Annotated in this window: 22 protein-coding genes and 1 tRNA gene; 15 read left to right on the top strand and 8 right to left on the bottom strand. The window is 71.6% G+C overall.

Going from position 1 to position 24,389, the window contains the following annotated elements; translation table 11 throughout:
• Nucleotides 1-96: 96 nt before the first annotated feature.
• Genes ACGF0J_RS18265 through ACGF0J_RS18255 form a run of 3 tightly spaced genes read right to left on the bottom strand, consistent with a single transcriptional unit; the run spans nt 97 to nt 3,434 of the window.
• A complete protein-coding gene (locus ACGF0J_RS18265; protein ID WP_393147113.1) occupies nt 97-243 on the bottom strand; it encodes a hypothetical protein in 147 nt (48 codons plus the stop codon).
• Between the two features lie 57 nt (nt 244-300).
• Nucleotides 301-1,626, bottom strand: a complete 1,326-nt coding sequence (locus tag ACGF0J_RS18260; RefSeq protein ID WP_393147111.1) for a hypothetical protein — start codon at nt 1,624-1,626, stop codon at nt 301-303.
• Nucleotides 1,623-3,434 carry a protein kinase gene (locus ACGF0J_RS18255; protein WP_393147109.1) on the bottom strand — a complete coding sequence of 604 codons (1,812 nt, stop codon included), beginning with the start codon at nt 3,432-3,434 and terminating at the stop codon, nt 1,623-1,625. The genes ACGF0J_RS18260 and ACGF0J_RS18255 overlap by 4 nt, the downstream gene beginning before the upstream one ends.
• 46 nt (nt 3,435-3,480) lie before the next feature.
• Between ACGF0J_RS18255 and rsmA the strand changes: the two genes are divergently transcribed.
• From rsmA to ACGF0J_RS18230, 5 genes are all read left to right on the top strand, one after another.
• On the top strand, nt 3,481-4,380 hold the full coding sequence (gene rsmA / locus ACGF0J_RS18250) for a 16S rRNA (adenine(1518)-N(6)/adenine(1519)-N(6))-dimethyltransferase RsmA (protein ID WP_393147107.1): 900 nt from the start codon (nt 3,481-3,483) through the stop codon (nt 4,378-4,380).
• A gap of 424 nt (nt 4,381-4,804) precedes the next feature.
• Entirely contained in the window at nt 4,805-6,073 is a 1,269-nt protein-coding gene (locus ACGF0J_RS18245; RefSeq protein ID WP_393147105.1) for an NlpC/P60 family protein, read from the top strand.
• Nucleotides 6,074-6,309: 236 nt separating this feature from the next.
• Nucleotides 6,310-7,230: a 4-(cytidine 5'-diphospho)-2-C-methyl-D-erythritol kinase gene (locus ACGF0J_RS18240; RefSeq protein WP_393147103.1), complete on the top strand. Its 921-nt coding sequence runs from the start codon at nt 6,310-6,312 to the stop codon at nt 7,228-7,230.
• 36 nt (nt 7,231-7,266) lie between these two features.
• Nucleotides 7,267-7,368 carry a DUF418 domain-containing protein gene (locus ACGF0J_RS18235; RefSeq protein WP_393147102.1) on the top strand — a complete coding sequence of 34 codons (102 nt, stop codon included), beginning with the start codon at nt 7,267-7,269 and terminating at the stop codon, nt 7,366-7,368.
• Nucleotides 7,369-7,431: 63 nt separating this feature from the next.
• Nucleotides 7,432-9,273: an ABC-F family ATP-binding cassette domain-containing protein gene (locus ACGF0J_RS18230; protein WP_393147100.1), complete on the top strand. Its 1,842-nt coding sequence runs from the start codon at nt 7,432-7,434 to the stop codon at nt 9,271-9,273.
• Nucleotides 9,274-9,429: 156 nt separating this feature from the next.
• Here ACGF0J_RS18230 and ACGF0J_RS18225 read toward each other — a convergent pair whose 3' ends face one another.
• Nucleotides 9,430-9,930: a MarR family winged helix-turn-helix transcriptional regulator gene (locus tag ACGF0J_RS18225; RefSeq protein ID WP_393147098.1), complete on the bottom strand. Its 501-nt coding sequence runs from the start codon at nt 9,928-9,930 to the stop codon at nt 9,430-9,432.
• A 56-nt stretch (nt 9,931-9,986) separates the two neighbouring features.
• Between ACGF0J_RS18225 and ACGF0J_RS18220 the strand changes: the two genes are divergently transcribed.
• From ACGF0J_RS18220 to ACGF0J_RS18210, 3 genes are all read left to right on the top strand, one after another.
• A complete protein-coding gene (locus ACGF0J_RS18220) occupies nt 9,987-10,877 on the top strand; it encodes a methyltransferase domain-containing protein (protein ID WP_393147096.1) in 891 nt (296 codons plus the stop codon).
• Nucleotides 10,874-11,221, top strand: coding sequence for a VOC family protein (locus ACGF0J_RS18215; protein ID WP_393147094.1), 348 nt, complete (start codon nt 10,874-10,876; stop codon nt 11,219-11,221). Before ACGF0J_RS18220 ends, ACGF0J_RS18215 begins: the two co-directional genes overlap by 4 nt.
• A 64-nt stretch (nt 11,222-11,285) precedes the next feature.
• Nucleotides 11,286-12,761: a CHAD domain-containing protein gene (locus ACGF0J_RS18210; protein ID WP_393147092.1), complete on the top strand. Its 1,476-nt coding sequence runs from the start codon at nt 11,286-11,288 to the stop codon at nt 12,759-12,761.
• Here ACGF0J_RS18210 and ACGF0J_RS18205 read toward each other — a convergent pair.
• From ACGF0J_RS18205 to ACGF0J_RS18190, 4 genes are read right to left on the bottom strand one after another with little or no spacing between them, the layout of a single operon-like run.
• Nucleotides 12,758-13,600 (bottom strand): NUDIX domain-containing protein, encoded by an 843-nt coding sequence (locus ACGF0J_RS18205; protein WP_393147090.1) that lies wholly within the window; start codon nt 13,598-13,600, stop codon nt 12,758-12,760. The genes ACGF0J_RS18210 and ACGF0J_RS18205 overlap by 4 nt on opposite strands.
• Nucleotides 13,590-15,650 (bottom strand): RNA degradosome polyphosphate kinase, encoded by a 2,061-nt coding sequence (locus tag ACGF0J_RS18200; RefSeq protein ID WP_393147088.1) that lies wholly within the window; start codon nt 15,648-15,650, stop codon nt 13,590-13,592. The genes ACGF0J_RS18205 and ACGF0J_RS18200 overlap by 11 nt, the downstream gene beginning before the upstream one ends.
• A gap of 52 nt (nt 15,651-15,702) precedes the next feature.
• Nucleotides 15,703-16,641, bottom strand: a complete 939-nt coding sequence (locus ACGF0J_RS18195) for a TetR family transcriptional regulator (protein WP_393147335.1) — start codon at nt 16,639-16,641, stop codon at nt 15,703-15,705.
• A gap of 43 nt (nt 16,642-16,684) precedes the next feature.
• Nucleotides 16,685-17,623 (bottom strand): acyl-CoA desaturase, encoded by a 939-nt coding sequence (locus tag ACGF0J_RS18190; RefSeq protein ID WP_393147086.1) that lies wholly within the window; start codon nt 17,621-17,623, stop codon nt 16,685-16,687.
• 304 nt (nt 17,624-17,927) lie between these two features.
• Here ACGF0J_RS18190 and ACGF0J_RS18185 point away from each other — a divergent pair.
• From ACGF0J_RS18185 to ACGF0J_RS18155, 7 genes are all read left to right on the top strand, one after another.
• Nucleotides 17,928-17,999 (top strand) — tRNA-Gln (locus ACGF0J_RS18185).
• Between the two features lie 215 nt (nt 18,000-18,214).
• On the top strand, nt 18,215-19,684 hold the full coding sequence (glmU, locus tag ACGF0J_RS18180; RefSeq protein ID WP_393147084.1) for a bifunctional UDP-N-acetylglucosamine diphosphorylase/glucosamine-1-phosphate N-acetyltransferase GlmU: 1,470 nt from the start codon (nt 18,215-18,217) through the stop codon (nt 19,682-19,684).
• The gene (locus tag ACGF0J_RS18175; RefSeq protein WP_393147082.1) at nt 19,681-20,658 is read left to right on the top strand and encodes a ribose-phosphate diphosphokinase; all 978 of its coding nucleotides are present in this window, start codon (nt 19,681-19,683) and stop codon (nt 20,656-20,658) included. Before glmU ends, ACGF0J_RS18175 begins: the two co-directional genes overlap by 4 nt.
• 112 nt (nt 20,659-20,770) lie before the next feature.
• Complete coding sequence (locus ACGF0J_RS18170) at nt 20,771-21,397, top strand: 50S ribosomal protein L25/general stress protein Ctc (RefSeq protein WP_393147080.1); 627 nt, start codon at nt 20,771-20,773, stop codon at nt 21,395-21,397.
• Between the two features lie 60 nt (nt 21,398-21,457).
• Nucleotides 21,458-22,042 carry an aminoacyl-tRNA hydrolase gene (gene pth, locus ACGF0J_RS18165; protein WP_393147078.1) on the top strand — a complete coding sequence of 195 codons (585 nt, stop codon included), beginning with the start codon at nt 21,458-21,460 and terminating at the stop codon, nt 22,040-22,042.
• Between the two features lie 113 nt (nt 22,043-22,155).
• Complete coding sequence (locus ACGF0J_RS18160; protein WP_393147333.1) at nt 22,156-23,595, top strand: sugar transferase; 1,440 nt, start codon at nt 22,156-22,158, stop codon at nt 23,593-23,595.
• Entirely contained in the window at nt 23,595-24,359 is a 765-nt protein-coding gene (locus tag ACGF0J_RS18155; protein WP_393147076.1) for a 3'(2'),5'-bisphosphate nucleotidase CysQ, read from the top strand. Before ACGF0J_RS18160 ends, ACGF0J_RS18155 begins: the two co-directional genes overlap by 1 nt.
• Nucleotides 24,360-24,389: the final 30 nt, after the last annotated feature.

Here is a 24,389-nt window from a genome sequence, read left to right as displayed (position 1 = left end):
CCGCCGGCCACGCCTGTCCACGCCGGCCACGCCGTCCACGGCCGCACCGTCCCGACCCGCGCCGTCCGGACGCCGGTGCGGGCGGGAGGGCGCTCGTCAGTGGTGGTGGGGCCTGCGTCCGCGGAACTTGTCCAGCAACTGCCGCGCCTTCGCCTGATGGCGCGGGTCCTCGGCCATCCGCTTGGCCTTCTCCACCGTCTGCCTGCCTTGCGGGCTACGCAGGTATGCGCGAAGTTTGTCCATGAGTGCCATACCCGACCCCTACCCAGGACGCGCGGCCTAACCGTCCACCCAGGCGTCTCAGCCGCTGATCGACATGCCGAAGTCGGCGCCCCGCCGGGGCTGGAGTGCCCGCAGATCGCCGGAGTTGCGCCCGAGAACCGACACCTCGCCGTACGGCGTGGCGTCCGGCTGCCCGACATACAGCTTGTTGCCGCCGAACGCCACCGCGTAGCCGGCCAGGTCACCGGGCGGCACAGCCATCCTGTCCTCGGCGGCGTCGCGGAACGACACCAGGCGCACCCCTCCGCCGTACGGCGCGCCGATGGCCAGCCGGCCGTCGGGGGAGGCGGCCAGCGAGAAGCCGAACCCCTGCCCGCCGCGCTGCCGTACCGTCCGGACGGGGGTGAGCCCGGTGTCGAGGAGCTGCACGTAACCGGCGCCGGGCGCGCTGACCGCGAGGCCCGCGCCCTCGGCGTAGGCCAGCGCGTAGCCGTACCTGTCGCCCGACGCGCCCGTCGGGGAGTCGAGCTTCGTGCCCGACAGCCGCGCCTGCAGCACGTCCCTGATCGACACGACCGAGCCGGAATCGATCTTGCCGGTGCCGATCTGCAGGCCCGATCCGTCGTCGTTCTCGTACGGAACGCCGACGATCAGCTCGTTGCCCGCCCCCATGGCCAGCGACCAGCCGAACTGGTCGCCCACCTCGCCGTTGCCGGGAACCTGCTCCGACTCCTGGCTGATCCGGCGCAGTGGCCCCTCGCCCTTGCGGACGTACACCGCGCCGGTGTCGGCCCGGCCCGACTCGTCCTCGTACGGGGCGCCGATGGTCACCAGGTCGCCCCTGGCGGCCAGCGACCAGCCGAAGTGGGCGTCGCGCTGCGGCGCGATGGCGGTGAGCTGCGCCGGGGGAGCGGCGTTCCCGCCGTACACGACGTAGGCGGCGCCGGCGTCGCGGACGCCCCGCACGTCCGTGAACGGGGCGCCCACGACCAGGTCGGCGCAGGCGTCACCGTCGACCTTCGTCAGGCGCACCGACCAGCCGAAACCGTCGCCGGTCGCCAGGCCGGGCACCGCGACGGGGATGACCTTGCCGCCGGACAGCACGTGCACGGTCCCCGTGTCACCGCCGGCCGTGTCGTCGGCTTCGTCACCGGCTGTGTCGCGGCTTGTGTCGTCGGCTGTGTCACCGGTTGTGTCACCGGCTTCGTCACCGGGTGTGTCGCCGGCTTGGTCTCCGGTGCCGAACGGGTCGCCGACGGCCACGTCCTCCACCCCGTCACCGTCGAAGTCGCTCGGGCCGGCGCACGCGACCCTGCCCGCCACCGCCCCGGCGTGCGCGGCGGTGGACGCGGAGGCGACCGCCGAGACGGCCACCAGAAGCGCCACCAGGGACCTGCGGATCATCCGAGCCTCACCTGAACCTCCTCGCCACCCTGGACCCGCAAGGTGAGCCGCACAGGCCTGCGGTAAAGCGGCAGGTCGAAGACGAAGACGCCGTCGAGGCGGGCCCCCGGCGCGATGGCGGCGGGCATCGTCACCGGGGCGGGCTCGTGCCGCGCGCCCCGGTCGTCCTGGAGCGACACGGCCAGGTCGCCGAGGTTCCGGCGCGCGCCGCCGGGGTTCACCACGGACCAGCGGACTGTACACAGCTGACCCTGCGACTGCTGCCTGCCCTCGTACTCCTTCAGCCCGCAGCGGGGCGCCGAGGCGAAGATCAGTTGCGGGTCGTCGAAGGACGGGCCGAGCGCGAACCTGCGGCCCACATCGTTCGGCTGTTGCGCGGCCGGGGAGACGGTCCGGGCGCCCGAGCCGGGCGTCCCGTCGCGGCCGGAGGTGATGATGAGGGTGCCGGCCGTGACGGCGATCGCGAGCACCGCGGCGGCGGCCGCGATGAGCCACCGGGTCCCGCGCGTGCGCTGCGGCCGGCGGCGCGCCGGCTCCGCCCCGCCACGTGCCGGCTCCGTCCCGCCACGTGCCGGCTTCGCTCTCATGACGGGGTCTTCCTGGTGCGACGGCCCGTCCCGGGTGGTCGCGTCGGTGCTGTCGGCCGTGCCCTCCCCGGAGACGACCGTGGCCGACACGCCGGGGTCCGTGGCATCTTCGTCGAAGAGGGTGGAGGGAGCGATCGCCGAGGTCCCTGCGGCTCCCGGTCGCGTGCCGGCGGTTGCCGAGGGCCCCGCGGTCTCCGGCCGCGTGCCGGCACGACCGGCGCCGGAACCGTCCGCCATCGTGTCAGCGGGCGGCGGCGTCGCGAAGGTGGCCGTGATGTCCGGCTCGTCCACCACGTTCCGCGGCGGCTCCCACTCGTCCATCAGGTCGGGCGCGACGAGCGTGGGTGGGTCCGCCGCGATCGTACGGGCCGGGGCCGCGCCTCCTACCAGCGCGATCACGAGATCCTGCGCCGTGGGCCGTTCGGCGGGGTCCATCGAGGTCGCCAGCCGTACCAGCTCGTTGAGCGGCGTGGGCAGCTCGCCCAGGTCGGGCGTCGTGTGCAGCACCCGTGAGGCCAGCGTGATCACGTCGCCGCGCCCGAAGGGATGGCGGCCGTTGCCCGCGTAGGCCACCAGGCACCCCCAGGCGAAGATGTCGGCCGCCGGGGTGACGCTCTCACCGCGTACCTGCTCGGGCGCCCACCAGCCAGGGCTGCCGATCAGCTCGCCCGACAGCGTGAACCCGGTCTCCCGGTCGAGCGCCCGGGCGATGCCGAAGTCGATGACCCGTGGCCCGGACAGGGAGAGGATGACGTTGGCCGGTTTGAGATCGCGATGGACGAGCCCGGCCACGTGAATCGCGGCCAGCGCGGCCGTGACCCCGAGCGCGACACCGTGCAGCGGCCCCGGATCGAGCGCCCCGTACCGGGAGATCTGCGCCGACAGGGGGATGCCCGCGATGTACTCGGTCACCATGAACGGCCGGCCGTCAGCCGTGTTGCCGTTGTCCAGCACCTGGGCCGTGCAGAAGGACGCCACCCGGCGGGCGTTCTCGACCTCCGCGTGGAACCGTGCCGCGAAGCCCTCCTGGTTGGCGAACTCGGCCTTGACCACCTTGACGGCCACGAAGCGTGCCGTGGGCGCCTTGGCCAGGAACACGGTGCCCATGCCGCCTTCGCCGAGACGGCCGAGTAACCGGTACGGACCGATCTCCCGCAGGTCCGTCGGGCGGAGCGGCGCGGCCCCTGTCGGCTCCATGCGGGACGTCCCTTCCTGTTCCACGCCATCCTCCCTTGTGGTCCCCCCGTACGCCATCGCAGGTTCTTCGATGCGGGAGACTGGTTGGATGATGAGGCTGTTGGGCCCGGCAGAAATACGTATTTTGGCGGACAAGCTAGATCTTCGTCCCACGAAAAAGCTAGGACAGAACTTCGTCATCGACGCGGGGACCGTCCGCCGAATCGTACGGGTCGCGGAGCTCTCCCCGGAAGACGTCGTGATCGAGGTAGGACCCGGGCTGGGTTCGCTCACCCTCGCGCTGCTGTCCTCGGCCCGGCACGTGGTGGCCGTGGAGATCGATCCGGTGCTGGCTGCGCAGCTGCCCGTGACGGTGGCCGAACGCGGCCTGGGCGACCGGCTCACCGTGGTGGGAGCCGACGCGATGAAGATCGCTCCCGACGACCTCGGCGACCGCGAGCCGACAGCGCTGGTGGCCAACCTGCCCTACAACGTCGCGGTTCCCGTGGTGCTGCACCTGCTGGAGGCGCTGCCCTCACTGCGCAGGGGGCTGGTCATGGTGCAGTCCGAGGTGGCCGACCGGCTGGCCGCCGGGCCGGGCTCCAAGGTGTACGGGGTGCCCTCGGTGAAGGCTGCTTGGTACGCCGATGTGCGCCGGGCCGGTCCCGTCGGCCGTACCGTCTTCTGGCCCGTCCCCAACGTCGATTCGGGGCTCGTCTCGCTCGTACGCCGCGACCCGCCGGTGACCACCGCCACGCGGGAGGAGGTGTTCGCGGTGATCGACGCGGCATTCGCCCAGCGCCGGAAGACGCTCCGCGCGGCGCTCGCCTCGTGGGCGGGCAGCCCGGCCGAGGCGGAGACGGCACTCCGGGCCGCGGGCGTCGACCCGTCGGCCCGCGGTGAACAACTCGACGTGACGGCCTTCGCCCGCATCGCCGAACACCGCCCCGCCCTCGCCCCCGGGATCCGCTCACGCGGCAGACACCTCTGACCACACCGCACCATGGCGGGACGTGACCGCCGGTGGACGTGACCGCGGGTGGGCGTGACCGCGGGTGGGCGTGACCGCGGGTGGGCGTGACCGCGGGTGGGCGTGACCGTGGGCGGACGTGACTGCGGACGTGACCGCGGACGTGACTGCGGACGTGACCGCGGACATGGGGCGGACGTGACTGCGGGTGGGCGTGACCGTGGGTAGATGCGCCTGCGGGTGGGCGTGACCGTGGGTGGGTGTGACGGCGGGTGGGTGTGGCGGCGGGTGGGACCGCGGACAGAGGGCGCGTCAATCTGCGGCTTGTCCACAGGCCCGGCCCTCGTACACCCGCTTATCCCCAGAACCGCGTTCGGCCTCTCGCGGAGCCGCCCCATCGAACGATCCTGGGCCTCCGCCCGTTCCACGGCACTTGGAGGCCCTCATGAGCCCACACTCCGTCTCCCGGCTATGCCGCGCGTCCCTCACGATCGGCGGCGGCCTGCTCGCCGGCCTGACCACCCTCGCGGGGACGGCGTCGGCGGCGGAGACCCGCAGGCCACCACACACCCTTCCCGGCCCCTGCTACGGCACCCTCACCCTCCCGGCCGCGTACGCCGGACTCCTCGACGCCTGGCACCCTTCGAGCACCCCGGCTCCCGACGACCCGGTGGCGGCCGTGCAGGCAGCGGAAGCCACCCTCTTCACAGCCCGCCCAGCCATAGGAGGACGACACAATCCTCCTGTCCAGATCGTGCTGACCCTTCCTGCGGAAGCCTGCGCCGCCCTCCACCCGTTCGCGGACTCCCTCACCCGCGCGGGCGTACAAGCCGTCCCTGACGTCCACCTGCCAGTCCTCGACGTCGAGGAGCCCGACATCCCACGCCGAGATCCCGGCCCGGCACCCGCCCTCACGACCCCCGAGATCCGACACCCCGCAACGCGAGCCCCCCAACCCCCCGATCCCTCCCAGAGCACGACTGCGAAGACTCCGCACCCCCGAACGCCCAGCACCCTGTCACCCCGCCCGCCACGACCGGTCCGCGCAGACCACTCCAGGCCGCCGCGAGCACCTGGCCTTGGCCGGCCGAGACCACCACGACCGGTCGGCACCAGGCCTCCCACGACACCCGGAACCAGGACCACGACCCCCGGCACCAGGCCTCCCACGACCCCCGGCACCAGGCCTCCCACGACACCCGGAACCAGGCCTCCCACGACACCCCGCAGCAGGACTACGACACCCGAAACCAATGCTCCTGAGACACCGAAGACCAGAGCCCCCGGCAGGACCTCGTCCACCCCCAAGGGGGATATCGCGGCGGCCGCGGCCCTCGCGCGGCTCGGCACACCGTTCTCCTGGGGAGGCGGCTCCCCTGCTGGCCCCACCCGAGGCATCGGCAGAGGAGCCGCCACCACCGGGTTCGACTGCAGTGGCCTGACCCTCTACGCATGGTCCAGAGCCGGCGTGAAACTGGGCCACTACACAGGCACCCAGTTCCGGCAGGGTCGTCGCGTCCCCCTGCGCGGGCTACGCAGAGGCGACCTGGTCTTCTTCGGCGGCGGCGCCGGCGACCCCACCCACGTGGGTCTCTACCTGGGCGGCGGGGTCATGGTCCACGCCCCCAAGACGGGCGATGTGGTCCGCAGGACCAGCTTCCTCGACTCCACCTACTACCGCCCCATCTACCGCGGCGCCGTACGCCCGGGTTGACCGAGCCCCTCTCGCGGCGCCCCACGCACGGCGGCCTCACCAGCGCCGCAGGAAGGCCAAGTTCCGGTCCACACCCGCCGAACAGCCACGACACCGCCAATTCCGCACGAATGTCGGCACACAAGACGCTCCCCGCACCCCCAGCCTCCAACTTCTCCGAGAAGTGCGTGGTGGGGAAGCATGCCCGTATAGCATCGGGTGTCCTCCCCGCAGGCGATGAAAGTGACAGAAGATCGATGAGTTCGGTGACCGTACGGGTGCCCGCGAAGGTCAACGTGCAGCTGTCCGTTGGACCGCTCCGCGAGGACGGCTACCACGACCTGGTCAATGTCTTCCACGCCGTCTCGATCTTCGATGAAGTGGTCGCGAAGGAGTCCGACCAGATCACCGTCTCGGTCGTCGGCGAGTTGGCCGACCAGGTGCCGGTCGACGACGGCAACCTCGCCATCCAGGCGGCCCGCGCCCTGGCCAAGCACGCCGGCCGCACGTACGGGGCGCACCTCGTCATCCACAAGTCGATCCCGGTGGCGGGCGGCATGGCCGGTGGCAGCGCCGACGCGGCGGGCGCCCTGGTGGCCTGCAACGAGCTGTGGGGTCTCGGGCTGCCGTTCGAGGACCTCATGGAGATCGCCGGGGATCTGGGCAGCGACGTGCCGTTCTCGTTGCTCGGCGGCACCGCCGTGGGCACGGGCCGGGGGGAGCAGTTGAGCGAGCTTCCCACGACCGGCAGTCTGCACTGGGCGTTCGCCGTGGCACAGGGCGGCCTGTCCACCGCCGCCGTCTACGCCCAGTGCGACCGTCAGCGGGAGTCCGCCGGCGTGGAGGTGCCGTGGCCCCAGGTGGACGACGCCCTGCTGGAGGCGCTCAGCACCGGCGACGCCGCCACCCTCGGAGCTCGGCTAACCAACGACCTTCAGGCTGCAGCCCTCACCCTCCGGCCGGAGCTCGCCCGCACCCTTGAGGCCGGCCAGTCCGAGGGCGCCCTCGGCGCCATCGTCTCCGGCTCGGGCCCCACCTGCGCCTTCCTCGCCACGGACGCCGACCACGCCCAACACCTGGCCGACACCCTGTCCCAGCTCCCCACCTGCCGCGCCGCCCTCGCCGCCCACGGCCCCGTCCCCGGCCCCCGCCCCTCCTGGTCCAGCCCTCGCCTCTGACCCACCCCGCACTTCGACCCACCCCGCACTCTGACCGTGGCCACGCTCTCGTTGCGCCGCTACCGTGAGGGCCCGCTGGAACGGCTCTGGCGCTGGGTCACCTGGGGCGTCCGTCCACCGCTGCGCCGCACCCCCTGACCGCCGGAGAGGCCGACGGGGGAGGTCCGGATGGTGTGGGCAGGCCGATACCCTGGTAGCGCCATGAATCTGGTCAATCTCGAATCCGTCTCCCATGCCTACGGGCCCAAGCCCCTGCTCAGCGATGTCTCCCTCGGTGTGGAGGCCGGGGAGCGGATCGGGGTCGTCGGGCGCAACGGCGGTGGTAAGACCACGCTGATGTCGGTGATCGCGGGGCAGGTGAAGCCGGACAGCGGCCGGGTGACCCACACCCGGGGCATGCGCGTCGGGTTCCTGTCGCAGCAGGACGACCTCGACCCGGGGCTCCCCGTGCGCGAGCTGGTGCTCGGCGGCCGGGCGGAGCACGAGTGGGCCGGTGATCAGGCCGTCCGTGAGATCCTCGGCAACCTGATCGGCGACCTCGACCTCGACGCCAAGGCCGCGGACCTGTCCGGTGGCGAACGCCGGCGGACAGCCCTGGCCCGGCTGCTCATCGACGAGCACGATCTGATCATGCTCGACGAGCCCACCAACCACCTCGACATCGAGGCCATCGCCTGGCTGGCGGGGCATCTGTCCACCAGGAAGAGCGCGCTCGTGGTGGTGACGCACGACCGGTGGTTCCTCGACGCGGTGTCCACGCGGACGTGGGAGGTCGTGGACGGCCGAGTCGAACGCTACGAGGGCGGATATGCCGCATATGTCCTGGCCAAGGCGGAGCGGGCCCGCATCGCCCAGGCCGCCGAGGAGCGCCGCCAGAACCTCATGCGCAAGGAGATCGCCTGGCTCCGGCGCGGCCCGCCCGCCCGTACGTCCAAGCCGAAGTTCCGGATCGAGGCCGCCCAGGCCCTGATCGCGAACGAGCCGCCGCCCCGCGAGAGCGTCGAGCTGGTGAAGTTCGCCACGGCCCGGCTGGGCAAGACCGTCTACGACCTGGAGGACGTCACCCTCCACGCGGGCGGCCCCGGTGCCGGCCCGCTGGTGCTCGACCACACCACCTGGCAGTTCGGCCCGGGTGATCGCATCGGGCTGATCGGCGTCAACGGCTCCGGCAAGTCGTCCGTGCTGCGCCTGCTCGCCGGTACGATCACGCCCGACTCGGGGCGCGTGGTGCGCGGCCGGACGGTACGCCTGGCGCACCTGTCGCAGGAGCTGGCCGAGCTCGACCCGACCCGGCGCGTGCTGGAGACGGTCGAGGAGATCCGCAAGTACATCCAGGTCGGCAAGAAGGAGTGGTCAGCCTCCCAACTGCTCGAACGGCTGGGGTTCAAGGGCGACGCCCAGTGGAAGGTGATCGGCGACCTGTCGGGCGGCGAGCGGCGGCGGTTGCAGCTGCTCAGGCTGCTCATGGACGATCCCAACGTGCTGCTGCTCGACGAGCCGACCAACGACCTCGACATCGAGACGCTGAACGAGCTCGAAGACCTGCTCGACGGCTGGCCGGGCACGCTGATCCTGGTGAGCCACGACCGCTACTTCCTGGAGCGCGTGACCGACCGTTCGGTGGCGCTGCTGGGTGACGGCAAGCTGTCCTTCCTGCCGGGCGGCGTGGACGAGTATCTCCAGCGCAGAGCATCCGGTGCCGCGCTCACGGCCCGGCTGGGCTCGGCAGCTTCCGGCACTTCCGGCACTTCCGGTACGTCAGGCGCGTCTGGTGGTTCCCAACCGTCCGATCCGGCCAGGCCACAGGCGGCCTCCGGGCTGTCGGCCAAGGAGGAGCGAGAGCTGCGTAAGGAGCTCAACCGCCTGGAACGCCAGCTCGACAAGCTCGGCGAGCAGGAGTCGCGCCTGCACGCGGCGATGGCGGAGGCGGCGAGCGACTACACCCGGCTCGGCTCTCTCGACGCGGACCTCCGCGAGGTGCTGAACCAGAAGGACGCCATCGAGGCCGAATGGCTGGAGGTCGCCGACCGCCTGGGCGACTGACTCCCGTGGCGCCGCCGGTCCCGCAGCCGGGCTGCTGGGCCCCCTCATCGACGTCTCCTGCGGGGAACCGTCCCGCGAGGCGGGTGGTTTCCGGGGGGAACGGTCCCGCGAGGCGGGTGGTTTCCGGGGGGAACGGTCCCGCGGGGGCGGCGGTGGCTATGAGTCGAACGGGGTGAGGAGGGTGCGGAGGAGGCCGGCCAACGTGCGCTGGTCGGCGGGGCCGAGGGAGGAGAGCAGTTCGTGCTCCCTGCGCAGCAGGTCGGCGAAGGCGGCGTCGACGCGGGCCAGCCCCGTCTCGGTGAGGGTCACGAGGACGCCGCGTCGGTCCTCCGGGTCGGGACGCCGGACGACGAGGCCGGCCTGGGCCAGGCGGTCGATGCGGTTGGTCATGGTGCCAGAGGTGACCAGGGTGGCGCGGAGCAGCGCGCCGGGGCTGAGCTCGTACGGCTTGCCGGCCCGCCGCAGCGCCGTGAGGACGTCGAACTCCCACGGCTCCAGGTCGTGTTCGGCGAAGGCGGCGCGCCGGGCCCGGTCGAGGTGCTTGGCGAGGCGCGACACGCGGGAGAGCACGTGCAGCGGCTCGACGTCCAGGTCTGGCCGCTCCACCCGCCAGGCGGCGACGAGCCGGTCCACCTCGTCTCGGGCGTCCTGCGTCATGCCCCCGAGTGTACTGTCTTGACATCGAGATATATATCTCGATATCAATAATCTATATGTCGAGAGATATCTGGGATCCCGCGACCTACGCCAGGTTCGCCGACGAGCGGTCACGGCCGTTCCGCGAACTGATCGCCAGAGTGGGGGCCGACAGACCTGATTATGTCGTGGACGCCGGCTGCGGCTCGGGGGAGCTCACCCTTGAGCTGTCCCGTCGCTGGCCGGGGGCGACGGTGGAGGGGTTCGACTCCTCGCCTGCCATGATCACCAAAGCCCGGGAGCTGCGCCTCACGCCGCCCGCCCCGCCGACCACGGCCGGCGGGGCGAGCGCAAGCGCGGGGAGCGCGGGCGGGGCCAGCGCGGGCGGGGGGAGCGCGGCGGTCGGCGGGCCCGGGGGGCTGCCCAGGTTCGCGGTGGCCGACGTGACCACGTGGCGGCCCGACCGGCGGGTGGACGTGCTGGTCAGCAACGCGGTGCTCCAGTGGGTCCCGTCCCACCGGGACGTCCTCGACCACTGGGTGGACGCGTTGAACCCGGGAGGCTGGCTCGCGTTCCAGGTGCCCGGCAACTTCGACGCCCCCAGCCACCAGGCCGTTCGCGAGCTGTGCGGTTCGCCGGCGTGGTCGGAACGGCTGGGCGACTTCGACCGGGGCAGCCCCGTGGGCGAGCCCGGCGACTATCTGGACCAGCTCGCGGTCGGCGGCTGCGAGGTGGATGTGTGGGAGACCACCTACATCCACGTCCTGCGCGGGGAGAACGCGGTGCTCGACTGGATCTCTGGCACCGCCCTGCGCCCGATCTTCGACCGGCTGGCCGACGACGAGCGCGCGAGGTTCGTCGCCGACCTGTCCGAGCTGCTCGACCGGGCCTACCCGGCCAAGGACTACGGCACGCCGTTCCCGTTCCGGCGGATCTTCGTGGTGGCGAGAAAGGCGGACCAGGCGTGATCACTGCTCTGCACCACGTCCAGCTCGCGGCGCCGCCCGGCAGCGAGCCGGAGCTGAGGGAGTTCTACGAGGGCGTACTGGGTCTGCGGGAGGTGCCGAAGCCGCCGGAGCTGGCCAGGCGCGGCGGCGCCTGGTTCCGGGGTGCGGGGGTGGAGGTGCACCTCGGCATCGAGGAGGACTTCAGGCCGGCGAGGAAGGCTCACCCGGGATTCCTCGTCGACGACCTTGACGCGCTGGTCGCGAAGCTGCCTGACGCGGTGCCCGACGACCTGTTCCCCGGCTACCGGCGGGTGTACGTGACGGACCCCGTGGGCAACAGGATCGAACTGCTGCAAGCCGTCTGACGCTGCGGCCGAAGAGCGGGTTGAATGGCAGTATGTCCGTTATAGGGGCAACTTGCGAGGTGCGGTGGGCATCGAGATCGAGGACAAGTTCGACGTTCCTTCCGACTACGTCGTCCCGGACCTGAGCCGGTTGGGTCGGGTGTCCGGGCCGAGGAGCCACCAGTTGGTGGCCCTCTACTACGACACGCCCGACCTGCGCCTCGCCGCGCGGGGCGTCACGCTGAGACGCCGCCGCGGCGGTGACGACGCCGGCTGGCATCTCAAGCTGCCGCGGGCCAGAGGCGTCCGCCAGGAGATCACCCGTCCGCTCACCCGCAGCGCGAAGCTGGTCCCCCAGGAGCTCGCCGAGCTCGTCCGGGCCTTCACCCGGGGCGCGGAGCTCCGGCCCGTGGCCGAGCTGGACACCCGCAGGAGCGTCACCGTCGTCCACGACGGCGACACCAAGCTGGTGGAGGTCGCCGACGACCGGGTCAAGGGCACCGTGTTCGGCGAGCCGCCGAGGGTGGTCCGCTGGCGCGAGGTGGAGGCCGAGCTGCTCGACGGGGACCGGGCGCTGCTGGCCAAGGTCGGCAAGCGCCTGCGCAAGGCCGGCGCCACGCCCTCGGCGGCGACGAGCAAGCTGGCCAGGCTCCTCGGCCAGGCCCCGCCGCCCGCCGCCGCCACCGAGCCGGGGAGCGCGGGCGAGGTGGTGGTCGGCTACCTGTCCGGCCAGGTCGCCGCGTTGCTGTCGGAGGACCCCCGGGTACGGCGGACCGAGGAGGACGCCGTGCACCGGATGCGCGTCGCCGCCCGCAGGCTGCGCAGCGCGCTCAAGGCGTTCAAGAAGATCGTGACCGGCACCACCCAGGTCCAGGACGAGCTGCGCTGGCTGGGCACGGTGCTCGGGGAGGCGCGCGACCTGGAGGTGATCAGGGCCAGGTTCACCGGCCGGCTGGCCGGCCTCGCTCCCGAGCTGGTCGTCGGCCCGGTCCGCGACCGGCTCGGCGGCGACCTGGGCGGGCGGCAGCAGCAGGCGTACGACCGGATCCGCGAGGCGCTCAGCGGCGAGCGCTACTACGCGCTGCTCGACGCGCTCGACGTGCTGGTGACCGCGCCGGAGCTGACGAAGCGCGCCGCCCGGCCGGCGCGCGACGAGCTCGTCAGGGCGGCCGCCGCCAACTGGAGCCGCGTCACCGAGGCGTACGACACCGCGCAGGCCGTCGAGGACCCCGGAGACCGCGAGATCGCCATGCACGACGTCCGCAAGGCGGCCAAGCGGGCCCGCTACACCGCCGAGGCGCTCCGGCCGGCTCTCGGCTCGGACATGAAGCGGCTCGCCAAGCTCGCCGAGGCCGTGCAGGAGGTGCTCGGCGCGCACCAGGACGGCGTGGTGGCCCAGGAGACGCTGGCCAGGGAGGCCGAGGCGGCCCGCCTGGCGGGCGAGGACACGTTCACCTACGGCCTGCTGGTCGGCCTGGAACGCGCCGAGGCGGAGCAGGCGCACGCCCGCTTCCCGGAGGTCTGGGCCGCGACCGTGGCGGGTGTCGGCAAGATCCTCTAGGTGGTGTACGTCTCCACGGCGGCCACCCGATCCCCGGCCCGGTGCAGCACCGCGAACGCGCCCTTGCCCAGGTGCACCACCTCGCCGCTCAGCGCCCTGATCAGGTCCGGCAGCACCTTGCCGTGACTGCACACGACGGCGGGCCCGCGCAGCCCGGCCACCAGTTCCGGCGTTCTGACGGGGTCCTGGAGCTCCTCGCTGAGCAGCGGTTCGAGCCGGACGCCGTCGTCGGCGTACGGTTCGAGCGTCTGGACGCAGCGGCGGCTCGGCGAGCTGAGCAGCGTCCGCGGCCGGTAGGCGGGCAGCACCGCGGCCATGGTGGCCGCCTGCGCCACGCCTTCAGCGTCGAGGGGCCGCAGCGCGTCGTCGCCCCGCCACTCCTGACGGGAGCCGGCCGTGCCGTGCCGGACGACGACGAGGGGGACGGTGTCGAGCGGCCCGGCGCGCAGCGCGCCCGGCAGCACCCCGTCCCACCTGTAGCTGAGCAGCGAGCCCGCCTCGTCCAGCGGCACCCACCGCAGCTCGTCCACCTCCTCGTTCGGCACGAAGGCGTCAGGAACCTCCCCGGCCACCCGGGCGGCCCAGTAGTCGACCCGCTTCGTGCCTCCCTGGCTCTGGTAGTGGACGGACGGCAGGGCGCGCCCCAGCGTCACGCTCAGGCCCGTCTCCTCGCGTACCTCGCGCACGGCCGCCGCGATCGGATGCTCGCCGGACTCCAGCTTGCCCTTGGGGAAGGTCCAGTCCCCGTAGCGCGGCCGATGGACGACGGCGACCTCGGGGGCGGACGGATCGCCCCGCCACACGACGGCTCCGGCGGCCCGGAGCGGATCAGTCGTCAACGGTTCTCCAGCGTCGGGTGCCGATCAGGTGGCTCTGCAGGTCGGTGCCGGGATGGCGGACCCAGGAGCCGTCGGAGTTGAGCCACCAGGCGTTCGTCGTCTCGGCCATGGCGAGGTCCATCAGCTCGACGAGGTACGCCTTGTGCTGCTGGGAGGTCACCTTGACCAGGGCCTCCACCCGCCGGTCCAGGTTGCGGCGCATGAGGTCGGCGCTGCCGATCCACAGCTCGGGCCTTCGCCCCAGGCCGAACTCGTAGACCCGCGAGTGCTCCAGGAAACGGCCGAGCACCGACCGTACCCGGATGTTCTCCGACAGGCCGGGGATGCCGGGCCGCAACGTGCACACGCCCCGCACCCACAGGTCCACCGGCACCCCGGCCCGCGACGCCTGGTAGAGCGCGTCGATGATCGGCTCGTCCACCAGGGAGTTCGTCTTGATGCGGATGCGGGCCGGCCGGCCCGCCTGCTGGTGGGCGATCTCCCGCTCGATCCGGGCCAGCAGCCCGCCGCGCAGCGAGTGCGGCGCGACCAGCAGCCGCCGGTAGGCCGAGTGGTTGGAGTAGCCGGTCAGGTGGATGAACAGGTCGGTGACGTCCTCGCCCACCAGCGGGTCGGCGGTGAGCAGTCCGAAGTCCTCGTACTGCCGGGCGGTCTTGGGGTTGTAGTTGCCGGTGCCGATGTGGCAGTAGCGGCGCAGCTCGCCGGACGGCTCCTGCCGGACGACGAGGGCCAGCTTGCAGTGCGTCTTCAGCCCCACCACGCCGTAGACCACGTGGCAGCCGGCCCGCTCCAGCTTGCGGGCCCAGGAGATGTTGGCGTGCTCGTCGAAGCGGGCTTTGATCTCCACGACGACGACGACCTGTTTGCCGGCCTCGGCCGCGTCGATGAGGGCGTCCACGATGGGGGAGTCGCCGCTGGTCCGGTAGAGGGTCTGCTTGATCGCCAGCACGCGCGGGTCGGCCGCGGCCACCTCGATGAAGTGCTGGACGCTGGTCGCGAACGAGTCGTACGGGTGGTGCAGCAGCACGTCCCGCTCGCGCAGCATCCCGAAGATGTCGTCCTCGGCGTTGACCGCCTCGGCGGGGACGAACGGCCGGTAGCTCAGCTCGCCGCGGTCGAGGTCGGCGATGGCGTGCAGGCCGGTCAGGTCGAGCGGCCCGGCGATCCGGTAGATCTCGTGCGGCGCGACGCCCAGCTCGTCCACCAGCAGGTCGAGCACCTCGGCGGAGATGGTGGCCTCCACCTCCAGCCGGACGGGCGGTCCGAAGCGCCGCTTGAGCAGCTCCTTCTCCAGGGCCTGCATGAGGTTCTCGGTGACGTCCTCGTCGACGTCGAGGTCCTCGTTCCGGGTGACGCGGAAGACGTGGTGCTGGACGATCTCCATGCCCTTGAAGAGCTGCCCGAGGTGGGCGGCGATGACGTCCTCCAGCGGCACGAACCGCTGGTTGGACGCCTCCACGAACCGGGGGAGCTGCGAGGGCACCTTCACCCGGGCGAACACGGTGTGGTCGGTCGCGGGGTTGCGCACCACGACGGCCAGGTTGAGGCTCAGCCCTGAGATGTACGGGAACGGGTGCGCGGGGTCGACGGCCAGCGGCGTCAGGACCGGCCGGATCCGCTCCCGGAACAGCTTGCGCAGCTCGGTGCGCTCCTCGCGGCCCAGGTCGTCCCAGCGGGCGATCTCGATGCCCTCGCCGGCGAGCTGGGGGAGGATCTGCTTGTGGAAGACCTCCGCGTGCCGTCGGGCCAGGTCGTCGGCGATGGTGGCGATGCGGGCCAGCTCCTCGCGTGGCTTGAGCCCGCTCTTGGTGCGCAGCAGCAGGCCGGTGGCCATCCGCCGTTTGAGTCCTGCCACCCGCACCCGGAAGAACTCGTCCAGGTTGCTGGCGAAGATCGCAAGGAAGCGCACCCGTTCCAGGAGGGGCAGCGAGGGGTCCTCGGCCAGTTCGAGGACACGCTCGTTGAAATGGAGCCAGCTCTCCTCGCGGTTGAGGAACCTCTCCTGAGGGAGGGGAAGGTCGCTTCCGACTTGCAGCACTTCGGCGGACATATGAGAAATATGCCCCATCAGATTGAACGGAACGTTAACTAAGCCGCAACGACTACTCCTGCTGGTCGACCTGGCCCAGCCGGGCGGCCCGCTCCGCCAGGCGCGCCTCGCGCTGGCGGATCTTCTCCTCCCGCTCGCGGGCCTTCTCGGCCTCCTTGAGCAGGCGTTCACGTTCCTTCTCGGCCTCCCTGAGCAGGCGCTCGCGCTCCTTCAGCTCGCGCACCCGGGCCTTCTCGGCCTCGCGAAGCTCGCGCTGGCGGGCCTTCTCGGCCTCGCGCAGCTCCTTCTCGCGGGCCTTCTCGAACTCGCGCAGCTCCTTCTCGCCGGTCCGCGGCCGGGCGGCGCTCGCCGGGTGGGCGCGGGTGGAGGCGGTGATGGCCGGGTGGGGGTTGAGGCCGGTCAGGCCGTTCCAGGCGAGGTTGACCAGGTGGGCGGCGACCTCCTCGCGGGCCGGCTTGCGCACGTCGAGCCACCACTGTCCGGTCAGGGCCACCATGCCCACGAGCATCTGCGCGTACATGGGCGCCAGCTTGGGGTCGTAGCCGCGGCCGGCGAACTCGTCGGCGAGCACGTCCTCCACCTGGCTGGCGATCTCGCTGATCAGGCTCGCGAAGGAGCCCGTGCCGGAGGCGGCGTGGGAGTCGCGCACGAGGATGCGGAAGCCTTCACTGCTCTCCTCGATGTAGTGCAACAGTGCCAGCGCCGCCCGTTCGAGCTTGACCAGGGAGTGGGAGGCGGCCAGGGCCTCGGTGATCATGCTGAGCAACTTCTGCATCTCGCGGTCGACGACGACCGCGTAGACGCCTTCCTTGCCACCGAAGTGCTCGTAGACCACGGGTTTCGACACCTGGGCCGTCGCCGCGATCTCCTCGATGGAGGTCCCGTCGAACCCCTTCTCGGCGAACAGCGTGCGGCTGATGTAGATCAGCTGCTCTCTTCGCTCTCGTCCGGTCATGCGTCTGCGGGATCGGGGTTCGGTCACGGTCTCCATCATGACGGCGCCGGGCGAAGGACCGGGCACCGCGAGGTCGGCTTCAGGCAATCCGCTTCGCCGCCAGGCGTTCGGGCGTCGGCCAGCGCACATCATGGACCCAGCCGAGCCGCTCGAAGATGCGGATGAGGCCGGCGCTGAGGTCGATCTGCCCCTTGAGCACGCCGTGCCGCGCGCAGGTGGGGTCGGAGTGGTGCAGGTTGTGCCACGACTCGCCGAAGGACGGGATGGCCAGCCACCAGACGTTGCGCGACTTGTCGCGCACCTGGAAGTCCTCCTCGCCGAACACGTGGCAGATGGAGTTGATCGACCAGGTCACGTGGTGCAGCAGGCCGATGCGCACCAGCGAGCCCCAGAAGAACGCGGTCAGCGCGCCCTGCCAGGACCAGGTGATGAGCCCGCCGAGGATGCCGGGCAGCAGGATGGAGGTGATGGCCAGCGCCGGGAACCACTTGTGCAGCTTGACGACGTCCTCGTCCTTGCACAGGTCGGGGGCGTACTTCTCCCGGTTGGTCCGCTCTGCGTCGAACATCCAGCCCATGTGCGCGTAGAGCAGGCCCTTGGACATGGACTTGAAGCCCGGCCCGAAGCGCCACGGGGAGTGCGGGTCGCCCTCCTTGTCGGAGAACTTGTGGTGCTTGCGGTGGGTCGCCACCCAGTCGAGCACGGACATCTCCAGGGACAGGCTCCCCGCGATGCCGAGCGCGATCTTCAGCGGCCGCTTGGCCTTGAACGAGCCGTGCGTGAAGTAGCGGTGCAGGCCGACGGTCACGCCGAGTCCGGAGACGAGGTAGAAGACGGTCGCGATCGCGATGTCGGTCCAGCCGAGGCCCCACCCCCAGGCGATCGGCACGGCCGCCGCGATCGCGACGAGGGGCAGACCCACGACGAGCGCGAAGGTGACGAGCTCGGCCTTGGTGCGCGGTTCGGGAGCGAAATCGGGCTTCGGTCCTGGTGCAGGACGTTCGGCGATAACGGTCATGTGTTGCCTTCCTGACGTGTATGAGGACTAATGTCCTGGCTACGCCACCGTAACCTACGCCATCGTAAGTTAGAATCCCTAAGAGGCGAATAGGTGATAGGTGACGGCTCGTCGGCCTACGTGAGTGGGTTCCGTGGCTTGTGCCACAACGACCCATCTGTTAGTGGGGCGCCCTACCCGAGGCTTCCGTGGGCAATCATCCGGCCGTGACGTGACGGTGATCGGATGAGGCGGTATTGCGGGCGCGCGAGGCGGTCGGGCTCGGTATCGTAGGTGTGGTCGGACGCCCCTGGTGTCCGATTAATCCCGGATCGTCTAATCGGCAGGACAAGTGGTTTTGGTCCACTTTGTAGGGGTTCGAGTCCTCTTCCGGGAGCTTCGGGCGCGGCCTGCGCGGGACGCCCGGACGACGGCAGGTATCCTCGCGGTGTCGGGAGGGTAGCCGCACGATGTGCCGGCTGCGGTGGACCGCTGAACGCGGCCCACCGTGATCGCATGACGTGCCGGCTGTGGTGGACCGCCGAACACGGCCCACCGCAGCGGTGTGACAGCCGCACCCCAGATCCGTCCAGTCACAGGGAGCCTCAGTCCGTGAGTGTGCCGCGCCCGGCCGCCGTGATCGTCCTCGCCGCCGGCGAGGGCACCCGGATGAAGAGCCAGACCCCGAAAGTCCTCCACGAGGTATGCGGTCGAGCACTGGTCGACCACATGCTGCAGGCCGCCCGCGACCTCGGTCCCGAGCGGCTCATCGTCGTCATCGGCCACGCGCGCGAGCGCGTCGGCGCCCACCTCGCGCAGACCAGCCCCGACGCCCGGGCCGTCGTCCAGCGCGAGCAGCGCGGCACCGGCCACGCCGTCCGCACCGTGCTGGAGGAGGTCGGCGCGATCGCCGGCACCGTCCTGGTCACCTACGGCGACGTGCCGCTGCTGCGCGCCGAGACCCTCGCCGAGCTGCTGGACCGGCACGCCGCCGACCGCAACGCCGTCACCGTGCTGACGGCCGAGGTGCCCGACCCCACGGGATACGGGCGCATCATCCGCGACTCCGCCGGCGCCGTCCTGAAGATCGTCGAGGAGAAGGACGCCACTCCCGAGCAGCGCGCCGTCACCGAGATGAACTCCGGCATCTACGCCTTCGACGGCCTGCTCCTCGCCGACGCCGTCAAGCGGGTGTCGACCGACAACGCCCAGGGCGAGGAGTACCTCACCGACGTGCTCGCCATCCTGCGCGAGGACGGCCACCGCGTCGGCGCCCACATCGCCGCCGACTTCGCCGAGGTGGAGGGCGTCAACGACCGGGTGCAGCTCGCCCTGGCCCGCAAGGTGCTCAACCAGCGCCTGCTGGAGCGGCACATGCGCGCCGGAGTCACCATCGTCGACCCGGCCTCCACGTGGATCGACGTGGACGTGCGGATCGAACCCGACACGGTCGTGCACCCCGCCACCCAGCTCCACGGCGCCACCGTCGTCGAGACCGGCGCCGAGGTCGGCCCCGCCACCACCCTCACCGACACCCGGGTCGGACCCGGCGCCGTGGTCCGCAACGCCGTCTGCGACCGCGCCGTCGTGGGCCCCGGCGCCAGCGTCGGCCCGTACGCCTACCTGCGGCCGGGGACGGTGCTCGGCCGCGACGCCAAGGCCGGTACGTTCGTGGAGCTGAAGAACACCCAGGTCGGCGAGCGGTCCAAGGTGCCGCACCTGTCGTACGCGGGTGACGCCACGATCGGCGCCGACGCCAACATCGGCGCGGCCGTGGTCTTCGTCAACTACGACGGCGTCGACAAGCACCGCAGCACCGTGGGCGACGGCGCCTTCGTCGGGTGCGACACCATGCTCGTCGGGCCGGTGACCGTCGGCGACGGCGCCTACACGGCGGCCGGCTCGGTCATCGACACCGACGTGCCGCCGGGCGCGATCGGCGTGGCCCGCGCGCGGCAGCGCAACATCGAGACGTGGGTGCTGCGCAGGCGCGCGGGCACCAAGTCGGCGGCGGCGGCCGAGCGGGCGCTGGCCGAGCGACACGCGGCGGAGCAACACCAGCAGCGGGAGAACAGTTCATGACCAGCATCAAACAGCCGGGCGAGAAGAACCTCATGCTCTTCTCCGGCCGGGCCTACCCCGAGCTGGCCGAGGAGGTCGCCCGGCACGTCGGCGTCTCCCTCACGCCCACCAAACTCGTCGACTTCGCCAACGGCGAGATCTACGCGCGCTACCTGGAGTCCGTCCGAGGGTGTGACGCCTTCGTGATCCAGAGCCACACCCGGCCCATCAACCAGTGGATCATGGAACAGCTCATCATGGTCGACGCGCTGAAGCGGGCCTCCGCCAAGCGCATCACCGTGGTCATGCCGTTCTTCGGCTACGCGCGGCAGGACAAGAAGGGCCGCGGGCGCGAGCCGATCACCGCCCGGCTCATGGCCGACATGTTCAAGACCGCGGGCGCCGACCGGCTGATGTCCATCGACCTGCACACCTCGCAGATCCAGGGGTTCTTCGACGGCCCCGTCGACCACCTGTTCGCCATGCCGGTGCTGGAGAGCTACCTGAAGAACAAGCTCGACCTGGCCAGCACCACGGTCGTCTCGCCCGACACCGGACGCGTGCGGCTGTCGGAGCGGTGGGCCGACACGCTCGGCACCCCCATGGCGTTCATCCACAAGCGGCGCGACCTCGACGTGGCCAACTCCGTGAAGGTCAGCGAGGTCGTCGGCAAGGTGCGCGGGCGCACCTGCGTGCTGATCGACGACATGATCGACACCGCGGGCACCATCTGCAAGGCCGCCGACGCCCTCTACGAGCAGGGCGCCACCAACGTGATCGTCGCCGCCACCCACGCCGTCTTCTCCGAGCCGGCCGTCGACCGGCTGAAGAACTCCCGCATCAGCGAGGTCATCGTCACCAACACGCTGCCGCTGCCCGAGGCCAGCCGCTTCGACAAGCTGACGGTCCTGTCCATCGCGCCGCTGATCGCCCGGGCGATCACCGAGGTGTTCACCGACGGCTCGGTCACGAGCATGTTCGAGGGCGACACCTGAGCTCGGTCAATCAGCCGGTAGACTGGCACGGTTGCGCTCGTAACGCCTTCCGCTAGGGCGGGTGAGGGTGAGCGCCGCACCTCAGATCCCCGACGCATCCCTAGGAGATGTCATGTCCGAAGTACGCATCGCAGCCGAGCAGCGCACCACGTTCGGCAAGGGCGCCGCTCGCAAGATCCGGCGCTCCGACAAGGTCCCGGCCGTCCTCTACGGACACGGCATCGAGCCCAAGCACCTGACCCTGCCCGGTCACGAGGTGCTCCTCGCCCTGCGCACGCCCAACGTGCTGATCCGCCTCAAGGGCGAGGGCGTCGACGAGCTGGCCCTGCCCAAGGGCGTCCAGCGCGACCCGATCAAGGGCTTCGTCGAGCACGTCGACCTGCTCCTGGTCAAGCGCGGCGAGAAGGTCACCGTCGAGATCCCCGTCACCACCGTCGGCGACGTCCAGTCCGACGGCATGCTCGACCAGCAGCTCGTCTCCATCGCGGTGGAGGCCGAGGCCACCAACATCCCGACCGGCGTCGAGGTCGACGTCGAGGGCATGGAGATCGGCACCGTGGTCACCGCCGCCGACCTCAAGCTGCCGGAGGGCGCCACGCTGACCGCCGACGCCGAGGCCGTGGTCCTGCACGTCATCAACAAGCAGACCGACTCCCTGGCCGAGGAGGCCGGCGAGGGCGAGGCCGCCGCGGCCCCCGAGGCCGGCGAGGGCGAGAGCGCCGAGGCCGCCGCCGAGTAACGCTTCACCGACGGGGCAGCCGGCACGGTCGGCTGCCCCGTTCCCGTCCGAGGGGAACACATGGACCGCTGGCTCATCGTCGGGTTGGGCAATCCGGGTGCCGAATACGCGGGCAACCGGCACAACGCCGGTTTCATGACGCTCGACGAGCTCGCCGCGCGGGCCGGGGGGCGGTTCAAGGCGCACAAGAGCCGCGCCGAGGTGCTGGAGACCCGCGCCGCGGTGCTGGCCAAGCCGCTCACCTACATGAACCTGTCGGGCGGCCCGGTCAAGGCGCTGTCCGACTTCTACAAGATCGGCCCCGACCGGCTGATCGTCGTCCACGACGAGCTCGACGTGCCCTACGGCGCGTTGCGCGCCAAGCTGGGCGGCGGCGACAACGGCCACAACGGGCTCAAGTCGATCACCAAGTCGCTCGGCACCCGCGACTACCTGCGCGTCCGCTTCGGCATCGGCCGCCCGCCCGGCCGCATGGACCCGGCCGCGTTCGTGCTGCGCGACTTCGCCACCGCCGAACGCAAGGACCTGCCGTTCCTCGTGGACCGGGCCGCCGACGTAGTCGAATCGCTGACCCAGCACGGCCTCGAAGCCACCCAGAACGAATACCACCGGGCAGACCTTAAGATTTCCGGCCCTCCTCGCTGATCCCCGCATAGGTTCGTTCGAGCCTCTCCGCCACTGCGCAACGCTACGATCTGGTGACTGTCTGCTGATATCCGGTCACGTGGAGGCGTGCGTTGAACGACGGCGAAGTGCTGATGACCGTCGTCGGCTCCGGGCCGGACCCCGCCTTGCGGGCCGGTCCGCGCCTGCCGGTCTGGGTGCGGGCCTACCGCGCGCGGGCCGTGGTGTCCGACTTCCTGGCGGCCGGGGCGGGGGCCGCGGCGGCCTTCCTGCTCAGGTTCGGCGACCTCACCGCGTACGCGGCGCCCTACCTGCTGGTCAGCGCGGCGCTGCCGTGGGTGTGGATCTGCGCGGTGGCGCTCAACCGGGCCTACGAGCCGCGCATGATCGGCATCGGGTCCGACGAGTTCCGCCGCGTCCTGCAGTGCGGCGTGGCGCTGACCGCCGTCACCGCCATCGGCTCGTACGTGAGCAAGACCGACGTCGCCCGCGGCTACGTGGTGCTCGCCCTGCCGCTGGTCACCCTGCTCACCCTCCTCCTCAGGTACGGCCTACGCCGCTCGCTGCACCGGCGGCGCGCCGCCGGGGCCTGCATGCGGCGGGTGGTGGCCGTGGGCCACGCCGCCTCGATCTCCGAGCTGGTCCACCTGTTCCGCAGGGAACGCCACCACGGCATGGAGATCGTCGCCGCCTGCCTGCCCGGCGACGCGCCCGGCGAGACGATCGCCGGGGTGCCGGTCGCGGGTGACTTCTGCGACGTGCCCCTGGTGGTCGGCCAGACCGGCGCCGACACCGTCGCCGTGCTCGCCTGCCCCGAGATGGACGGCGTGGCGCTGCGGCGGCTGGCCTGGCGGCTGGAGCGCACCGACACCGAGCTGGTCGTCGCCCCCGCCCTGATGGAGGTGGCCGGGCCGCGCACCACCATCAGGCCCGCCGCCGGGCTGCCGCTGCTGCACGTCGAGCACCCCGAGCTGACCGGCGCCCGGCAGCTCGTCAAGAACGTCTTCGACCGGGTGGTGGCCGCCGCGCTGCTGGTGCTGCTGTCGCCCCTGCTCGTGACCCTGGCCGTCGCGGTGCGCGTCACCAGCCCCGGACCCGCGCTGTTCCGGCAGACGCGGGTCGGCAAGGGCGGCGCGCTGTTCACGATCGTGAAGTTCCGCACCATGCGGCGCGGCTCCGAGGAGGCGAAGATCACCCTGGTCAGCGACGGTGACGGGGTGCTGTTCAAGGTCCGCAACGATCCGCGGGTCACCCCGCTGGGGGCGTTCATGCGGCGCCACTCGCTCGACGAGCTGCCCCAGCTCATCAACGTGGTCCTCGGCCACATGTCGCTGGTGGGCCCCCGCCCGCCGCTGCCCGAGGAGGTCGCCCGCTACGGCGACGACGTACGCAGGAGACTGCTCGTCAGGCCCGGCCTGACCGGGCTGTGGCAGGTCAGCGGCAGATCCGACCTGTCGTGGGAGGAATCCGTGCGGCTGGACCTGCGTTACGTGGAGAACTGGTCCCTCACGCTCGACCTCCAGATCCTGTGGAAGACTTGGTCGGCTGTCGCCCGCGGGCAAGGAGCATACTGATGACGATTCGCGACGACCACTCACTCGCCGCCGACCTGGCGACCGAGGCCGGGGAGCGGCTGCTGGCCGTACGCGCGCGGGAGGGTTTCGCCGATCCGGCCGCGCTGCGCGCCGCCGGCGACCGCGAGTCCCACCTCTTCCTCATGGACGCCCTGGCGCGGCAGCGGCCGAGCGACCGGGTGCTGTCGGAGGAGGCCACCCGCGAGGAGCGCCTCGACCCGCGCCGGCTCCAGGCCGACCGGGTGTGGATCGTCGACCCGCTCGACGGCACGCGCGAGTTCTCCGAGGAGGGCAGGTCCGACTGGGCCGTCCACGTCGCCCTGTGGGAGCACGGGAAGCTGACCGCCGGAGCGGTGGCGCTGCCGGCGCAGGGCCGCACCCTCGGCACGGCGGAGCCGCCCAAGCTGCCCGCCTACGAGGGCGGCAGGTTCCGCATCGCGGTGAGCCGCACCCGGCCGCCGGAGTTCGTGCGCAACCTGGCCCGTCTCGTCGGCGCCGATCTGGTGCCCATCGGCTCGGCCGGCGCGAAGATCTCGGCGGTGCTCACCGGCGACGTGGAGGCCTACGTCCACGCGGGCGGCCAGTACGAGTGGGACTCGGCCGCTCCGGTGGCCGTCGCGCAGGCCGCGGGGGCCCACGCGAGCAGGATCGACGGCGCGGCGCTGACCTATAACCAGGCGGACCCCTCACTACCGGATATCCTGGTTTCCCTACCCGACTTGGCGACTACCTTGCTGGCCGGGATTCGCGACCTGCACCGCTGACCTGACCGCCGACCGACCCGCACCGCTCCA

The organism is Nonomuraea sp. NPDC047897, assembly GCF_043204415.1.
In the GTDB taxonomy this organism is placed as follows: Bacteria; Actinomycetota; Actinomycetes; order Streptosporangiales; family Streptosporangiaceae; genus Nonomuraea.
This window is presented reverse-complemented; position numbering and strand designations above follow the sequence as displayed.

Excerpts from the sequence above, each read along its gene's own strand:
- ACGF0J_RS18265 (WP_393147113.1), bottom strand. The coding sequence starts at position 243 with ATGGACAAACTTCGCGCATACCTGCGTAGCCCGCAAGGCAGGCAGACG.
- ACGF0J_RS18260 (WP_393147111.1), bottom strand. The coding sequence starts at position 1,626 with ATGATCCGCAGGTCCCTGGTGGCGCTTCTGGTGGCCGTCTCGGCGGTC.
- rsmA (WP_393147107.1), top strand. The coding sequence starts at position 3,481 with ATGCGGGAGACTGGTTGGATGATGAGGCTGTTGGGCCCGGCAGAAATA.
- ACGF0J_RS18245 (WP_393147105.1), top strand. The coding sequence starts at position 4,805 with ATGAGCCCACACTCCGTCTCCCGGCTATGCCGCGCGTCCCTCACGATC.
- ACGF0J_RS18240 (WP_393147103.1), top strand. The coding sequence starts at position 6,310 with ATGAGTTCGGTGACCGTACGGGTGCCCGCGAAGGTCAACGTGCAGCTG.
- ACGF0J_RS18230 (WP_393147100.1), top strand. The coding sequence starts at position 7,432 with ATGAATCTGGTCAATCTCGAATCCGTCTCCCATGCCTACGGGCCCAAG.
- ACGF0J_RS18225 (WP_393147098.1), bottom strand. The coding sequence starts at position 9,930 with ATGACGCAGGACGCCCGAGACGAGGTGGACCGGCTCGTCGCCGCCTGG.
- ACGF0J_RS18220 (WP_393147096.1), top strand. The coding sequence starts at position 9,987 with ATGTCGAGAGATATCTGGGATCCCGCGACCTACGCCAGGTTCGCCGAC.
- ACGF0J_RS18200 (WP_393147088.1), bottom strand. The coding sequence starts at position 15,650 with ATGTCCGCCGAAGTGCTGCAAGTCGGAAGCGACCTTCCCCTCCCTCAG.
- ACGF0J_RS18195 (WP_393147335.1), bottom strand. The coding sequence starts at position 16,641 with ATGGAGACCGTGACCGAACCCCGATCCCGCAGACGCATGACCGGACGA.
- ACGF0J_RS18190 (WP_393147086.1), bottom strand. The coding sequence starts at position 17,623 with ATGACCGTTATCGCCGAACGTCCTGCACCAGGACCGAAGCCCGATTTC.
- ACGF0J_RS18175 (WP_393147082.1), top strand. The coding sequence starts at position 19,681 with ATGACCAGCATCAAACAGCCGGGCGAGAAGAACCTCATGCTCTTCTCC.
- ACGF0J_RS18170 (WP_393147080.1), top strand. The coding sequence starts at position 20,771 with ATGTCCGAAGTACGCATCGCAGCCGAGCAGCGCACCACGTTCGGCAAG.
- pth (WP_393147078.1), top strand. The coding sequence starts at position 21,458 with ATGGACCGCTGGCTCATCGTCGGGTTGGGCAATCCGGGTGCCGAATAC.
- ACGF0J_RS18160 (WP_393147333.1), top strand. The coding sequence starts at position 22,156 with ATGACCGTCGTCGGCTCCGGGCCGGACCCCGCCTTGCGGGCCGGTCCG.
- ACGF0J_RS18155 (WP_393147076.1), top strand. The coding sequence starts at position 23,595 with ATGACGATTCGCGACGACCACTCACTCGCCGCCGACCTGGCGACCGAG.